Origin of the sequence: Rhodococcus sp. DMU1 (genome assembly GCF_012272955.1) — a bacterium.
Lineage (GTDB): Bacteria > Actinomycetota > Actinomycetes > Mycobacteriales > Mycobacteriaceae > Rhodococcus > Rhodococcus aetherivorans.
In genome coordinates this window covers 230,640-245,047 of record NZ_CP050952.1, presented here as the reverse complement: position 1 = coordinate 245,047, position 14,408 = coordinate 230,640, and the positions used below count along the sequence as shown (strand labels likewise).

15 protein-coding genes and 1 pseudogene are annotated in these 14,408 nt (G+C 69.5%); 10 read left to right on the top strand and 6 right to left on the bottom strand.

The features are described 5' to 3' along the window. Nucleotides 1–2 precede the first annotated feature (2 nt). Entirely contained in the window at nucleotides 3–2,357 is a 2,355-nt protein-coding gene (locus tag HFP48_RS01165) for an arylsulfatase (protein ID WP_168578889.1), read from the bottom strand. 203 nt (nucleotides 2,358–2,560) lie between these two features. Between HFP48_RS01165 and HFP48_RS01160 the strand changes: the two genes are divergently transcribed. From HFP48_RS01160 to HFP48_RS01145, 4 genes are all read left to right on the top strand, one after another. Continuing rightward, on the top strand, nucleotides 2,561–3,034 hold the full coding sequence (locus tag HFP48_RS01160) for a hypothetical protein (protein WP_168578888.1): 474 nt from the start codon (nucleotides 2,561–2,563) through the stop codon (nucleotides 3,032–3,034). After that, a complete protein-coding gene (locus HFP48_RS01155; RefSeq protein WP_168578887.1) occupies nucleotides 3,031–4,266 on the top strand; it encodes a cation:proton antiporter in 1,236 nt (411 codons plus the stop codon). Before HFP48_RS01160 ends, HFP48_RS01155 begins: the two co-directional genes overlap by 4 nt. 309 nt (nucleotides 4,267–4,575) lie before the next feature. Further along, nucleotides 4,576–5,046 carry a DUF6325 family protein gene (locus HFP48_RS01150; protein WP_044476165.1) on the top strand — a complete coding sequence of 157 codons (471 nt, stop codon included), beginning with the start codon at nucleotides 4,576–4,578 and terminating at the stop codon, nucleotides 5,044–5,046. 350 nt (nucleotides 5,047–5,396) lie between these two features. Then, on the top strand, nucleotides 5,397–5,669 hold the full coding sequence (locus HFP48_RS01145) for a hypothetical protein (protein ID WP_006940466.1): 273 nt from the start codon (nucleotides 5,397–5,399) through the stop codon (nucleotides 5,667–5,669). A gap of 30 nt (nucleotides 5,670–5,699) precedes the next feature. On the opposite strand, the gene HFP48_RS01140 is transcribed toward HFP48_RS01145, so the two are convergent. From HFP48_RS01140 to HFP48_RS01130, 3 genes are read right to left on the bottom strand one after another with little or no spacing between them, the layout of a single operon-like run. After that, the gene (locus HFP48_RS01140; RefSeq protein WP_043798309.1) at nucleotides 5,700–7,118 is read right to left on the bottom strand and encodes a DUF2252 domain-containing protein; all 1,419 of its coding nucleotides are present in this window, start codon (nucleotides 7,116–7,118) and stop codon (nucleotides 5,700–5,702) included. A gap of 13 nt (nucleotides 7,119–7,131) precedes the next feature. Further along, nucleotides 7,132–7,671, bottom strand: coding sequence for a potassium channel family protein (locus tag HFP48_RS01135; RefSeq protein WP_006940470.1), 540 nt, complete (start codon nucleotides 7,669–7,671; stop codon nucleotides 7,132–7,134). 30 nt (nucleotides 7,672–7,701) lie between these two features. Continuing rightward, entirely contained in the window at nucleotides 7,702–8,106 is a 405-nt protein-coding gene (locus HFP48_RS01130) for a hypothetical protein (RefSeq protein WP_043798307.1), read from the bottom strand. 288 nt (nucleotides 8,107–8,394) lie between these two features. Between HFP48_RS01130 and HFP48_RS01125 the strand changes: the two genes are divergently transcribed. Together HFP48_RS01125 and HFP48_RS01120 are read left to right on the top strand one after the other, a co-directional pair. Beyond that, on the top strand, nucleotides 8,395–8,844 hold the full coding sequence (locus HFP48_RS01125) for a DUF6325 family protein (RefSeq protein WP_006940473.1): 450 nt from the start codon (nucleotides 8,395–8,397) through the stop codon (nucleotides 8,842–8,844). Nucleotides 8,845–8,904: 60 nt separating this feature from the next. Beyond that, complete coding sequence (locus HFP48_RS01120) at nucleotides 8,905–9,195, top strand: SHOCT domain-containing protein (protein WP_029546956.1); 291 nt, start codon at nucleotides 8,905–8,907, stop codon at nucleotides 9,193–9,195. A gap of 15 nt (nucleotides 9,196–9,210) precedes the next feature. Here the strand turns inward: HFP48_RS01120 and HFP48_RS01115 are convergent, their stop codons facing one another. Further along, nucleotides 9,211–9,972, bottom strand: a complete 762-nt coding sequence (locus HFP48_RS01115) for a crotonase/enoyl-CoA hydratase family protein (protein WP_050034351.1) — start codon at nucleotides 9,970–9,972, stop codon at nucleotides 9,211–9,213. A 561-nt stretch (nucleotides 9,973–10,533) separates the two neighbouring features. Here HFP48_RS01115 and HFP48_RS01110 point away from each other — a divergent pair. The 4 genes from HFP48_RS01110 (at nucleotide 10,534) to HFP48_RS01095 (ending at nucleotide 13,212) form a co-directional block, all read left to right on the top strand. Beyond that, a complete protein-coding gene (locus HFP48_RS01110) occupies nucleotides 10,534–10,782 on the top strand; it encodes a WhiB family transcriptional regulator (protein ID WP_168578886.1) in 249 nt (82 codons plus the stop codon). Nucleotides 10,783–10,849: 67 nt separating this feature from the next. Further along, nucleotides 10,850–11,743, top strand: a complete 894-nt coding sequence (locus HFP48_RS01105) for a crotonase/enoyl-CoA hydratase family protein (protein ID WP_210432795.1) — start codon at nucleotides 10,850–10,852, stop codon at nucleotides 11,741–11,743. Between the two features lie 67 nt (nucleotides 11,744–11,810). After that, entirely contained in the window at nucleotides 11,811–12,209 is a 399-nt protein-coding gene (locus tag HFP48_RS01100) for a nuclear transport factor 2 family protein (RefSeq protein ID WP_168578884.1), read from the top strand. A gap of 25 nt (nucleotides 12,210–12,234) precedes the next feature. Further along, nucleotides 12,235–13,212 (top strand): nitronate monooxygenase family protein, encoded by a 978-nt coding sequence (locus tag HFP48_RS01095; RefSeq protein ID WP_168578883.1) that lies wholly within the window; start codon nucleotides 12,235–12,237, stop codon nucleotides 13,210–13,212. Between the two features lie 48 nt (nucleotides 13,213–13,260). On the opposite strand, the pseudogene HFP48_RS01090 reads toward HFP48_RS01095, so the two are convergent. Further along, a pseudogene (locus HFP48_RS01090) lies at nucleotides 13,261–14,406 on the bottom strand (MFS transporter); the annotation flags it as partial. Nucleotides 14,407–14,408: the final 2 nt, after the last annotated feature.

Below are 14,408 nucleotides of genomic sequence, written 5' to 3'. Positions count from 1 at the left end.
GGTCAATCGATCGAGAACCAGGCCCGCACCTGCGCCTCGTGGTCGACATAGCGTTCGCCGGAAACGTCGACGACGACCTTGTCGATCGTTCCCCCGGTGAACGGGAACGGGGACACGTAGTCCGGCGTGACCGGAGAGGCACTGTCACGCCCGACGCAGATACCGTCACCGACGAGGCAGAACACCCCCGGCTGGGTGACGATCTCACCGGTGGCCACCTGCTGATCGTCGACGTAGAGGGTCAGGGTGCCGGCGAAGCCCGGCATCGCCGGATCGGTGTTCTTCCCGGCGACGGCGAATTCGGCGGTGCACACGTGGGCACCGGGAGTGATGTCCCGGTCGGCGACCACGGTCTGCAGGTGCGTGCCGACCCAGTTGAAGGCATAGCGCAGACGGCAGTCCTTGACGTAGAGGCTGTGGCCGCCGGCCAGGCCGCCGTGGGCGTAGAGGACGCCCTCGGCATCGGCCGAGTCCACGTGGACTCCGGCGACGATCGTGTAGGACCGTCCGGTGATGGCGACACCGGCCGCCTCGGGGACGTCCGCGCAGTCCGGGTAGTAGACGTAGCGGTCTCGCGCCTTTCCCGGGCGGGGGCGTTCGGCGAGCACCTGTTCGAGCGCGCTCCGGTCGTCCAGCGGTAGCCCGTGGTAGCGGCCGGCGTAGTAGAACCACAGGCTCTTCAGGGTTTCCAGCCGCTCGGGTTCGGCCTCGGCGAGGTTGTGCAGTTGCGCTCGGTCCTCCGCGAGGTGGTACAGCTCCCACACATCCTTGTCGAAGTGGCCCCACCCGGACAGCGGCGGATGCACGGAACAGACGAGCCACCCTTCGTGATACAGCGAGCGTTGCCCCAGCATCGCGTAGAACTGCACGGCCTTGCCCGGCGCTGCGGGATCGGTCAGCGAGGACGCGAAGCTCTCTCCCTCGAGCGGACTCTGGGTGTACCCCTTCAGGACCTCGGGCGGGGTGATGCCGAGCAACTCGTAGATCGTCGGGACGACATCGACGGCGTGGACGTACTGCGGGCGGGGCTCGGCCGAGGCGTCGATCCGCGCCGGCCACGAGAGCACGCACATGTCGGCGACGCCACCCTCGTAGCCGGCCCAGCGCTTCCAGTACGGAAACGGTGTGTCGAAGGCCCACGCCCAGCCGGTGTTGTAGTGGTTGTACGACAGCGGTGTGCCGAGCTCGTCGAGGTGCGGCAGGGTGCCCTCGGTGGTGTCGGGAATCCCGTTGAAGAACCGCCATTCGTTGAACGATCCGTTCGGCCCTCCTTCACCACTGGCACCGTTGTCGGAGACCACGACGATGAGGGTGTTGTCGAGCTCGCCGGTCGTTTCGAGCAGGTCGATCACCCGGCCGAGCTGATCGTCCGTGTAGGAGATGTAGCCGGCGAAGACCTCGGCCATCCGTACGAACAGGCGTTGCTCGTCGGCGGTGAGCGAGTCCCAGGGCCGGACGGTGTCGAGCAGCGGCCACGGCTGTCCGTCGGGTCCGGTGGTGGCCGGCTCCCCGTGCGGATTGATCGGGGAAAGCTCGGTGCCCTCGGGCAACAACCCGAGGTCCTTCTGCCGCTGCAGTATCTCGGCACGGATGGCCTCGTAGCCCTGGTCGAACCTGCCCTTGTACCGGTCGGCCCATTCGGTGAACACGTGATGCGGGGCGTGCCCGGCCTGCGGGGCCAGGTACATGAAGAACGGTTTGTCCGGGTCGACGACCTTGGCGTCGCGGATGAATTCGATTGCCTTGTCCGCCAGGTCTTTCGACAGGTGATAGCCGTCCTCCGGGGTGCCGGGGGCGTCGATCGGATGGTTGTCGTACACCAGGTCGGGGTACCAGCTGCTCGACTCGCCGCCGAGGAAGCCGTAGAACCGCTCGAACCCGCGGCCCAACGGCCACCGGGCCTTGACCGCCGACATGTTCGTCTCGTCGCCCGGGGTCAGGTGCCACTTGCCGACGCAGTAGGTGTTCCACCCTTGCTCGGCCAGCACCTCGGAGACGAACCCGTTCTCGAAGGGAATGTGGGTGGAGATGCCCGGGAACCCGGAGCTGAACTCGGCGATGGTCGCCATGCCGTTGGTCGTCGCGTTACGCCCGGTCAGCAGCGACGCCCGCGTCGGGGAACACAGCGCGGTGGTGTGGAAGTTCGAGTACTTCACACCGCGGTCGGCGATGCGGCGCATGGTGGGTGCCTCGACCGGGCCCCCGAAGATGTCCATGCTGCCGTACCCGACGTCGTCCCATGCGATGATCAGGACGTTCGGGGCGCCCTCGGGCGCTTGCGCAGGCAGATACGGCGCCCAGTCCGGGACGGAGTCGCGGATGTCGACGGCGATTTTTCCGTGGTGGGTCCTTGCCATGGCGACGCTCCCGATCTCGAGCAGACCTGTCGGTCTCCGGCATCTCGAGCGTACCGCCCGGCCGAATCGCCGAACATGCAAACGGTCCGATCCGCCGAAGTTCTTCGCACGATGTCTCGGATTCGGCAGAATGTGACCACGCCGCCCCTCCGGTCGAACCGGTCCCAAAGACCCCTGGCGGCGAGGCGAGAAGGATCCGGCTCATGATTTGGATCATCCTGACGTTCCTGGGAATTCCGCTGTGGTTCTGTGCGGTCGCTCTCGGCATTCTGCTGCGCGGACGCCACCGGATCAAGCACCTACCCGGCGGATTCGGCTGCAAGGTCCGGATCGTCTCCGGTCAGGTTCCGGGGTTGAAGTCGGAGTTCTCCCGGATCACCGGCGTCGGAAACTGGATCCACGCGGTCCTGATACTCCACGGCGGCAACCCGTTCCTCGCCCGCACCAGCCTGTGCGGAATCCAGGCTGTCGAGAGCGGACCGTCGGAGATCGACCCGGCAACGGTCAAGCGGATCGACGACCCGGTCGCGGTTCGTTTCCGGCACGACAACGGCGCGACGCTCGAACTGGCGTGCGCACGCCACGATCTCGACGCGATGCTCGGCCCCTTCGCGCAGCAGCAATGGCCGGCCGACGCACCCGCCCATCGTCCTCCGCCCGCGGAGTCGGCATCGTGACCTGGGCGCTTCCGGCGATCGCCGGAATCCTGCTCGTATTCGCGGCGATCTCCGGACGGGTCGCAGGCACTTCCATCACGGCCCCGATGGTCTTCACTGTCGGCGGCCTCGTGCTGGGCGCACAGGCTGCCGGGCTGATCGACATCGAGGCCACCAGCGAAACGGTGAAACTTCTCGCCGAGGTCACCCTCGCCCTCGTACTGTTCTCCGACGCCGCCCGCGTGGACCCGACCGCTCTACGAGCCGAGATCTCACTTCCTGCACGTCTTCTCGGTGTAGGACTACCGCTGACCATCGCGGCCGGGTTCGCCGCCGCGGTGCTCGTGCTGGGCGACCTCTCCTGGCCCGAGGCGCTGCTCCTCGCCGTGCTCCTCGCGCCCACCGACGCCGCTCTCGGGCAGGCGGTGGTCACCCTGCCGATCCTGCCGTCGCGGGTGCGCCAGGGACTCAACGTCGAAAGCGGCCTCAACGACGGCATCTGCGTACCGCTGTTCCTGATCGTGCTGGCGATCGCACGCGCCGAGTCCGGGGCAATCGGCGGCGGTGCAGCCGTACGGTTGGTCACCGAGCAGATCGGTTACGGCATCGTCGCCGGGGTAGGTGCCGGGGCGGTCGCGGCGGCGGTGCTGATCCTCGCCGGGCGGCACCGCACGATCGACCCGTTATGGGTTCAGATCGTGCCGGTGGCCGCCGCCACGCTGGCCTACACCGTCGCCGTGCCCCTCGGCGGCTCGGGATTCATCGCCGCGTTCGTCGGCGGGCTGACCTTCGGGGCGATCCGGCGCCGCGCCGAGGGGGAGGTCTCCCACCTGATCGACGAGGCCGGGGATGTGTTCAATGCCGTCACGTTCATCGTCTTCGGGGCGGTGTTGCTCAGCCCGGCCCTCGGACACCTGTCGTGGCCGGCGCTCGCCTACGCCGTGCTGAGCCTGACCGTCGTCCGCATGGTCCCCGTCGCGCTGTCGCTGCTCGGCACCCACGCCCGCACCCCGACCCTTGCCTTCCTCGGCTGGTTCGGCCCCCGCGGACTGGCCACCATCGTCTTCGTCATCCTGATTCTCGAAGAACCCGGTACCCTGCCCCACGAGGACCTGCTGCTGCTCACCGCCGTCGTCACCGTGGGCCTGTCGGTCCTCGCCCACGGGGTCACCGCCGCCCCCCTCGCCGACCGGTACGCCGCATGGTTCCGCCGTCACCCCCGTCCCGAACAGCAGCCGGCACACGAGGCGTAGACGGCGCGGCACCGGATCTGTGTCCGGAACATCCGATCTGCCTTGCTCGGGTCCATTTCCGGCACGGTAGGTCATCGGATCGAGCGGCCTTCACCGGATCCCCTTTCCGGGCGCGGCCATCAGGTCTAGCGTCGACTCTGTCGGAAAACACCGGCAGACCGACGTGCCAGGTCGTCATCTGACTCTTCGACAAGCCGGCCATCCGAGACGAAGCGGCTCGTAGAGGACCGCCCGTCGGACGTGGAACTCACGAACAATCTGTCGCCCTTGGTATTCCACGGACGGCAGCTCGGCAGAGGAGATGACAAGATGACCGAACAAGTCCAACAACAACTCGGCGGCGACATCGACGAACTCGGTCCGGTGGACTGGATCGTGGTGGAGTTCCCGGGCAGCAGGTTCAGGGGCGAGATCGCACCCGCGCTCGACGACCTCGTCGAACGCGGAACAGTGCGTGTACTGGATCTGCTGTTGCTGAAGAAGGACGCCGACGGATCGCTCGAAGCATTCGAGCTCGCCGACCTGGACGAGAGCGAGATCGGCGCGCTCCGCTCCTACGAAGCCGAGCTGGCGATGTTGCTCAGCGAGGAGGACGTCGAAGCGGTCGCCGCGGCCGTCGAGCCCGGCAGCACCGCGGCCCTGCTGGTGTGGGAGAACCTGTGGGCCGCGCCGTTCGCATCGGCGGTACGCAGGGCCGGCGGACAGCTGGTGGCCAGCGGCCGCATCCCCGTACAAGCCCTGCTGGCCGCAATCGAGGCCGACGAACAAGAAGGAGACTGACATGCCCCTCGCAGCCAGGCGTATGCGTCGCGCCGCGGTGATCGGACCCGCGCCCGTGGCTCGTACGGCCACGACCGTCGCGACGGCGGCGGTGGTCGCCCACGGAGTCCGCCGTCGTTCCGACCGCCGGGAAGATCGACGAGAGGACCGCAGAGACCGGCGCTGACCCTGCGGCCGAAACACGAATCGGCTCCCCGACGGCGTGCGCACCGTCGGGGAGCCGCCCGGACCGCAGAGGGCCGATCGCGCCACTCCGGCCCCACCGATCCGGCAGTGACATGGCAGCAGAATCCGCAAGTACGGACGGGGAGGGAACGTCGTCCGTAGAACCGACAGTGAAAGAGGCTCCCATGACTGCCACGACGTCAGCTGCGACAGCGCCTCGGCCCGCCCTCGAACGGCTGCGCGAAGCCGAACACCTCGTCCTGGACCTGCCGATCATGGGCCGCATCAGCATTCCGCCACCCGAGCAGCTCGCCTACCTCGCGGGTATCGGCACCTTGGTTGCCCTCGAGCTCCTCGAATGGCCGGTTGCAGTTGCTCTCACCGCGGGTCACCTTCTGGCCGAGGCGCATCACCACCGCCTCCTCCAGGGAATCGGCGAGGCGTTGGAAGAGGCATGACCTCCCGTTCGGTGAGATGGTCCGTCAGGATCAGATACCTCGCCGGGCAGTGATCCGCCCCTCGGAGATCGCACCGAGGAGTGCGGCGTGGTCGCGTGTGTTCTGTTCGGCGTAGGCGATCGCGAATGCCGTGATGGCGTCGTCGAATTCGGTGCCGGAACCGAGATACTCGGCGATCGCGATGCGGTCGCCGGATCGGGCGTGCCCATACGCCAGTACCCGTCCGCACAGCCGCCCGTACAGCGTCATTCCGGTGGGAGTCATCGCCTCGACGACCGCCGAGCCCTTGCCGTCCCGCAACTGACGCAGGTAGAAATCTCGCCGGACGCCGTCCGGTCCGGGGCCCTGCTGCCAGCCGAGGAAGATGTCGCTGGCCGCCTGCATCAAACGTTGGCCGTTGACCACACGTTCGCCCTCGTTGGCAAACGTGGGCCCGTCCACGTAGTACGAGAGCACGGACCGTTGCGCCTCCTTGGCCTGCAGGAAGAGCGGGTCGTCGTCACCCGTGCCGCGCAACAGGAAGATCCAGGCCCGGGTTCCGACGCTGCCGACACCGACCACCTTGCGCGCCGCCTGCACGAACTCGAACTGTTCGAGGAGCACCCGCCGGTCCCACTGGAGCGTCGACCGATAGTCACGCAGGCGCTGGTGCAGATCCGCGTAGAGTTCGTCGGCGTCCGCGTCGGGCAGGACCTCCTCGATGGGGACGATGAGCGGCGGGGCGCTGATGATCCGGCGCCGGCCGTCGACCACTTCGGTCAACTTGGCGAGCGCTTGGACGCTGTCCCGGTGGCGCGACTTCTCGAGCGTCTTGCGCAGGCGCTTCTTCATGGAGGAGTCGAGTTCGTCGCGCAGTTCCGTGAGTTCGGTGCTGGGCTCGATGTGCGAATACCACACCGCCAGATTTCCCCGCTCCGCCTGCCGGGCAATCGTCTCGCGATACTCCGCTGCGCAGGCGCGGGCGATGCGCGCCTGCTGCTTGCCCGTGAAACCGTTGTCCCGCGCGGCGATCACGAGGCTGGTGACCAGTCGCTTGACGTCCCACTCGAACGGGCCGGGGTAGGTCTCGTCGAAGTCGTTGATGTCGAAGGTCAGCTTGCGTTCCGGGGTGGCGAAGATTCCGAAATTGCTCATGTGCGCGTCCCCGCACAGCTGGGTGAGGACGGTCGTGGTCGGCCCGCGGGACAGATCGTCCGCCATCACCAGAGCCGCACCCCGGTAGAAGGAGAACGGCGTTTCTGCCATGCGGCCGTAGCGCACCGGAACCAGCTCCGGCACCCGGGACGTCGCCTGCCGCTCCAACAGGTCGAGCGGATCGGGGCGACGGCTCGTATCGAACTCGGCGAGCGCGGACAGCGGGGTCCGGCTGCGGGCCGCCCGCCCCCGTTCCGCCCGCTCCTCCCTGGTGGGGTGTTCGACCACTGGCTCGCTTCTCGAGGTCTCGGTCATCAGGTTCTCCCTCTCACGTCTTCTTCTGCTGTTGGCGCCACTTCACGGCGGCGGTCAGGAACCGGAGGCCGAGCGCCAGGAGGACGAGGTTGCCGACCATCTGTGCGGTGACGACCGCCCGCGCGGCCTGGGTGGTGGCGACGATGTCTCCGAAACCCACTGTCGCGAAAACGGTCACGCAGAAATACAGGGCATCGATCCGTGAGAGCGGCACGTCGAACGATTCCGGAACGTTGTACGACAGGACGTGATACGCGGTCGCGTACCCGACCAGGTAGACGGCGACCGTCAGCAGCAGCGCCTCGATCGCCTGCACGGCAGGGTACGGTGACCGCAGCACCTGCCGGATCTGCCAGGCGCACACGGCGCACACCACCAGGAACCCACCGGCGAGCACTGCCACGGCCGAGACATCGTCGAAATCCTCGAACGGCAGCACGAAGTACGCGATCAACAACACGATCGTGGTGAGCGCCGGCCGCAGCACAGCCAGCCACAGCAACCGGCGGCCCCCCACCCCCGGCAGGCTCGGCCCGGCCTCACCGTCGGTCATCGGCGACGCCCCGGCCCGGCGGTGCCGCGGTCAGTAGTAGTCCCGGCGCGGATTCCACGTGGCCACCGCCCAGATGACGACCACATCGAGCGCAATGATGAGCACCGACCACCACGGGTAGTACGGCAGCCACATGAAGTTGGCGAGAATCGACAGCGACGCAAGCACGATGGCCGCCACCCTCGACCAGGTCGCGCCGGTGAACAGCGCGAAACCCACCAGAGCGATCACCGCACCGAGCACGATGTGGATCCATCCCCAGGTGGTGAAGTCGAACTTGTAGGTGTACTCGATCCCGACGACGAACAACTCGTCCTCCGCCACGGCGGCGATCCCCTGGAAGACCTGGAGGATGCCGATCGTGACGAGAATGATCGCGGCGCCCATGGAGGTACCGGCCGCCACATCGTGTTTGACACTCGTGTCCTGGGACATGCCAATCGCCTTCCCTTCGATTCGGCCCGACGTACGGTATTGTGCGCGCGCCACCGGCCGCCTCGCATAGAGTTGATGATCTTCGCCGGACCTCGACCGCCCGACGACCGGCATTCCAGGGATGCGAGAGGCCTTTGGTCACCACATCGACCGAAGCGAGGGCATTCCGGGACCGAGCGGAGCAGGATGGTGGCTGCCGGGGTCGGTCGCGTGCACCAGCCACCGAGTCGACGCGGGTGGACACGGCCCGACGACCCCGTTCCCGGTACAGCGAAAAGAGGTATACCCGTGAACGATGCCGACATCGACGAAATAGGTCCCATCGACTACCTCGTCGTCGAGTTCCCGGCAGACCGTCAGCCCGACGGCTCGGCCCTGCCGCTGCTGCGCGACCTCGTCGCGCGCGGGATCATCCGCGTGCTCGACCTCGCCTTCGTCCGCAAGGACACCGACGGCTCGCTGAGCGGGATCGACATCTCCGAGGTCGGACTCGAGGGCGACATCGACGTGACCCTCTTCGCCGAGGCGGCCACCGGCCTGCTCGACGACACCGACCTCGGCGAGGCCGGTGCGGCTCTCGAACCGGGATGCTCGGCGGCGATCGTCGTCTACGAGAACACCTGGGCCGCACCCTTCGCGGCCGCCCTGCGCCGCAACGGAGCCCAACTCGTCGCCTCCGGCCGCATCCCGGTTCAGAGCATCCTCGCATCACTCGAGGCGCTCGACGCCCAGACCTGAACCACCGCAGCAGGATCCGATTCCGACTACGCCGAACGCCCACCCGAGGAGAACACCGTCATGCCCGGACTGCTTCGCGGGGTCGCCCGCACCGCCGTGGTGGCCGGAACCGCCACCGCTGTTTCCAACCGGGTCTCCCGGCGCCAGGGCCGGCGCTGGGCGGCGGAGGAACAGCCCCAGTACGCGCCACCACCGCCCGCCCCGGCGCCGGCCGCCGCTCCCCCCGCAGAGAGCGGCGCCGGCGGCATGGACCGGATCACCGCCCTGAAGGAACTCGCCGAACTGAAGACGCAGGGTGTGCTGACCGAGGCCGAGTTCGAGGCCGAGAAGGCCCGGATCCTCGCGTCGTAGCGGTTCCCGGAGCCGTCACTCCGCGCGCCACACCGGCGCGCGCTTCTCGGCGAACGCGCGGGCCCCTTCCTGCGCGTCCGCGGAGGCGAACACCGGCTCGACGAGCGCACGCTGCGACGCGAACGCCTCCGCGTCGGTGTACTGCACGGCCGACGACATGATCTGCTTGGAGGCACGGACGGCGAGCGGTCCGTTGCCGCTGATGCGGGCGGCGAGCGCCCGCGCGCCGTCGAGGGCCGCGCCCGGCTCGGTGAGGGTGTTGACCAGGCCGTGCGCGTGCGCCACCTCGGCGGTGAGGGGGTCACCGGTGAGCACGATCTCCATGGCGAGCTGGTAGGGCAGCACCTTGGGCAGGCGCAGCAGACCGCCGGCCGCGGCGACGAGCCCGCGCTTGACCTCGGGCAGGCCGAACTTGGCGCCCCGGGCGGCGACGACGAGGTCCGCCGAGAGGGCGAGCTCGCACCCGCCGGCGAGTGCCCAGCCTTCGACCGCGGCGATCAGCGGCTTGGTCGGCGGCCGCTCCGTGAGCCCGGCGAATCCCCGTCCGGGCAGCGAGGGCCGCTCGCCCCGGGTGAACGCCTTGAGGTCCATGCCGGCGCAGAAGGTGCCGCCGGCGCCGGTGATGATCCCGACGACCAGGTCCGGTCGCGCCTCGAACTCGTCGACGGCGGCGGCGAGCGCCTTGGCGACCTCGAGATCGACGGCGTTGCGCGCCTCGGGCCGGTTGATGGTCATGACGGCGATGCCGTCGCCGAACTCGGTCAGTACAGCGCTCACGTGGTGTCTCCTCGGGATCCTCGGGGTTCCGGCCGGGCACGGGGCGGAACGTCCCGTCGAGTCGATCACCGGACCGGCGCCCGAGACAAAGTCCGAACGGGGTATCGACCCATAGCCGAAACCTATGTAGGGAGGCCGGGGTCATGAGGTACCCGTCACTGTTCGCGCACGGGCGGGAAGAACCCGGCCGCGGGGCGTGTTGGACCCGACCGATCGACGACGGCCACGACACGGAAGGCCACGACACGGAAGGAGGCATGCGATGTGCACATCACCCCCGGCTGCGCCGGTGCGACAGCCGATGCGGCAGCCCGTCGCGGGCATCCTTCCGCCGACCGGGCCCCGACATGCGGGGCCGCCGGCGGCACCACCCGGCAGCTGCTGACCGCCGGGCGGACACCCCTCGTCCGGTGACCGCCGCTCCGACTTCGTTTACGGCACCGAGAACCCATCTGCCACAAGCGGATTCGAGACACCGCACTGGGCGGCAGCGACTCCGTCGCGAGTCCTGCGCCGCCCCGACCAGATCTGCATCCCCATCCTCGGAAGGAGGACCTGCCCGTGACCTCGATGCTCACCGACCTGCTCGCCCCGTCGGACGCCACGCCGGACTGGGACCTGGCCGCGTGCCGCGGCGACGCGACGCCGGACGCCTGGTTCCCGGACCCGTCGGAGTCGTTCGACTACGCCCGCAACGTGTGCGCCCGCTGCCCCCTCGTCACCGCGTGCGCCGCCTACGCCACCGAGACCCGGCAGTCCGGCATCTGGGGCGGCCGGGAGTTCCGCCGCGGCCGCGTGACCCGCGGATAAACCCGCACGCCGCGCCCTGCGCCCCCGCACCTACCGATCGTTCAGTAAACATGTCATGCTGGCCGGCGTGGAACACATCGCACTCGCCGTGGCCGACGGCATCGCCACCATCACCCTCGACCGCCCCGACCGGCTCAACGCCTTCACCACCACGATGGAGCACGAGCTGATCGCGGCCTACGACCGCTGCGACGCCGACGATTCCGTGCGCGCCGTCGTACTCACCGGCGCCGGGCGCGCATTCTGCGCCGGCGCCGACCTCTCCGGCGGTGCCGACACGTTCGCGCAGCGACTCGACGAGCCGAGCGACGCCGCGACCGCCGACGTCCGGCGCGATGACACGGCCGCCGACGTCCGGCGCGACGGTGGCGGCCGCGTCGTGCTGCGCATGTTCGAGTGCCGCAAGCCGATCATCGCGGCGATCAACGGCCCGGCCGTCGGCGTCGGCATCACCATGACGCTCGCGGCGGATTTCCGCCTCGCCGCCGACGACGCCCGCATCGGCTTCGTGTTCAACCGCCGCGGCCTCGTCCCCGAGTCGTGCTCCACCTGGTTCCTGCCCCGCCTGGTTCCGCTGCAGACTGCCCTGGACTGGGTGTATTCGGGACGGATCTTCGACGCGGCCGAGGCCCACACGGCCGGGCTCGTCTATGCGCTGTATCCCGGGGCCGAACTGCTCGAGCGGGCGTATGCGCTGGCCCGCAGCCTCACCGAGCACTCGGCCCCGGTGTCGGTGGCGCTCTCGCGGCAGATGATGTGGCGCACGCTGGGCGCCGAGCACCCCATGGTCGCGCACCGCATCGAGACGCGCGGCATCAACCTCCGCGGCGTCGGGCGCGACGCCCGCGAGGGCATCTCTGCGTTTCTCGAGAAGCGTCCCGCAGCGTTCCCGGACAGTGTGTCCGCCGACCTGCCGGACCTGTTCCGCGACGATCTGCCCGTACCGCCGTTCCGCGGATGAACGGTCACCATTGACTGTTTAGTGGCGCGGCCCCTACGCTCGAAGCGACGAACACAGAGAGGGAACCATGACCACTCGTACCCGGCCCCCCGTCGTCGAACGCTGGCATCACATCGTCGAGCACGAGGACATGGCCGCCCTCGAGGACCTGATCGCCGACGACGCCGTGTTCTCCTCCCCCGCGGTGTTCACACCGCAGGAAGGCAAGGCCAAGACCGTCGCCTACCTGCGAGCGGCGCTCACCGTGTTCTCCGGTGCGGGGTTCCGCTACGTCGACGAGTGGTACAACGACGACTCGGCGGTTCTCGAGTTCACCGCCGATCTCGACGGCATCCACGTCAACGGCATCGACCTGATCCGCTGGGACGACCGCGGCCGGATCATCTCGTTCAAGGTCATGGCCCGCCCGCTGAAGGGCCTGCAGGCCCTCATCCCGCTCATGGCCGCCCGGCTCGGGCAGTCGTAACACCGAAATCACCAAGGAGATTCGCATGGCCCTGCCTTCGATCCTGCAAGACCGGCTGCGCCTGCCCGTCGTGGCGTCGCCGATGTTCATCGTCTCCGGTCCGGACCTGGTGATCGCCCAGTGCACCTCCGGCGTCGTCGGCTCCTTCCCCTCGCTCAACGCGCGCCCCCAGGCGATGCTGCGCGAGTGGCTCACCCGCATCACCGAGGCCCTCGCCAAGCACGACGCCAACCACCCCGAGGCGCCGTCCGCGCCCTACGCGGTCAACCTCATCGTGCACCGCTCCAACGACCGCCTCGAAGAAGACCTCGCCACGATCGTCGAGTTCGAGGTCCCGGTCGTCATCACCTCCCTCGGCGCCCGCACCGACGTCAACGACGCCATCCACTCCTACGGCGGCATCGTCCTGCACGACGTCATCAACAACACCTTCGCCCGCAAGGCCGTCGACAAGGGCGCCGACGGCCTCATCGCCGTCGCCGCCGGCGCCGGCGGCCACGCGGGCGCCCAGTCACCGTTCGCGCTGATCCAGGAGATCCGCGAGTGGTTCGACGGCCCGCTGCTGCTGTCGGGCTCGATCGCGCACGGCCGTTCGATCCTCGCGGCCCAGGCCGCCGGCGCCGATCTCGCCTACGTCGGTTCGGCGTTCATCGCCACCGCCGAGGCCAACGCCGACGCCCGCTACAAGCAGATGATCGTCGACTCCAGCGCCGCCGACATCGTCTACTCCAACCTGTTCACCGGCGTGCACGGCAACTACCTGCGCGGCAGCATCGAAGCCGCCGGGCTCGACCCGAACAACCTCGCCGTGTCGGACCCGTCGGCCATGGACTTCGGCACCGGCGAGAGTTCCGGAACCGGCGCGAAGGCGAAGGCCTGGCGCGACATCTGGGGTTCCGGGCAGGGCGTCGGCGCGGTCGACGCCGTCGTCCCCGCCGCCGAGCTCGTCGACCGGCTCGCCACCGAGTACCGCGCGGCGCGGGAGCGGCTCGCCGGCCTGTAGGCGCACCGTCCGGCTGACCGCGGTCGCCACGACCACCCCGCCGAGGAGCGCGGCGAGCATCCACGCGGTGCTCGCCGCGCCGACGGCCGTCGTCAGCACGCCCACCGTCAGCGGGGCGAACATCGCCGGCAACGAGGTGACCAGCCCGGTCGCCGCGCCGACCCGGCCCCGCACCTCGTCGGGCACCAGTTCGGCACAGCGTGCGGTCACCACCACCGACCACGACGGGGTCACCGCCAGCAGGGCGGCATAACCGGCGGCGGCGACGACCGGCGACCCCGTGGCCGCCGCGAGGACCGCCAGGACACCGAGGCTCGCCGAGAGCACGAGCAGACGGTGCGCCGGGATCCGGCGGCGGAGCCGCGGCACCGCCAGCGCCCCGAGCATGCCCCCGCCGTACGCGACGGCGAGCGCGATCCCGACCGTCGAGGACGGCGCGCCGCTGCCGGCCAGGAGCACGACCACCACCAGACCACAGCCGTTGACCACGAACTCGGCGACGGCCGTCAGCGCCGCGGTGGTGCGAACGAACGGGTGGGATGCGAACCACCGCAACCCGTCCCGGATGGCGGCCCACGGCCGTTCCGCGGCGGAACCGGGGACGCGCGGCGCCTGCAGCGGGGTGCGCACCCGGGCCGCGGCCGCTCCCGCCACCACGAACGACACGGCATGGCCCGCGAAGGGCAGCGCGGCGCCGAGACCGTAGAGGGTCGCCGCGAGCGGCGGGCCGGCCACCCCGGTCGCGTACCCCCGCGCCTCGAAAAGCCCGTACGCCGTGCCGATCTGCTCGCGCTCGACCACCTGCGGCACAGCCGCGTCCTCGGCGAGTCCGCGCACCGCCCACCCCGCCCCGAGCACCGACACCGCGACGAGGACGGGCACCGGATGGAACAGACCGCGCCACGCGCAGCCCGCGAGCACCGCGGCGGCGGCCGCCGAGCAGGCGTCGACGGTGATCATGACGCGACGGCGATCGAAGCGGTCGACGATCCAGCCGGCCGGGACCGTCGCGGCCGTGAAGGCACCCATCGTCACGGTCGAGACCAGCCCGACCGTCGCGGCCGAACCGCTGACCGCGAGCACCCACAACATGATCGCGACGCCGTAGCCGCGGCTGCCGAGCTGCGCGACCGCCTGACCGGCGCACAGCCGCGCGAAGTCGGGGTTGCGGAGCGCACCACCGCCGGCGGACAACG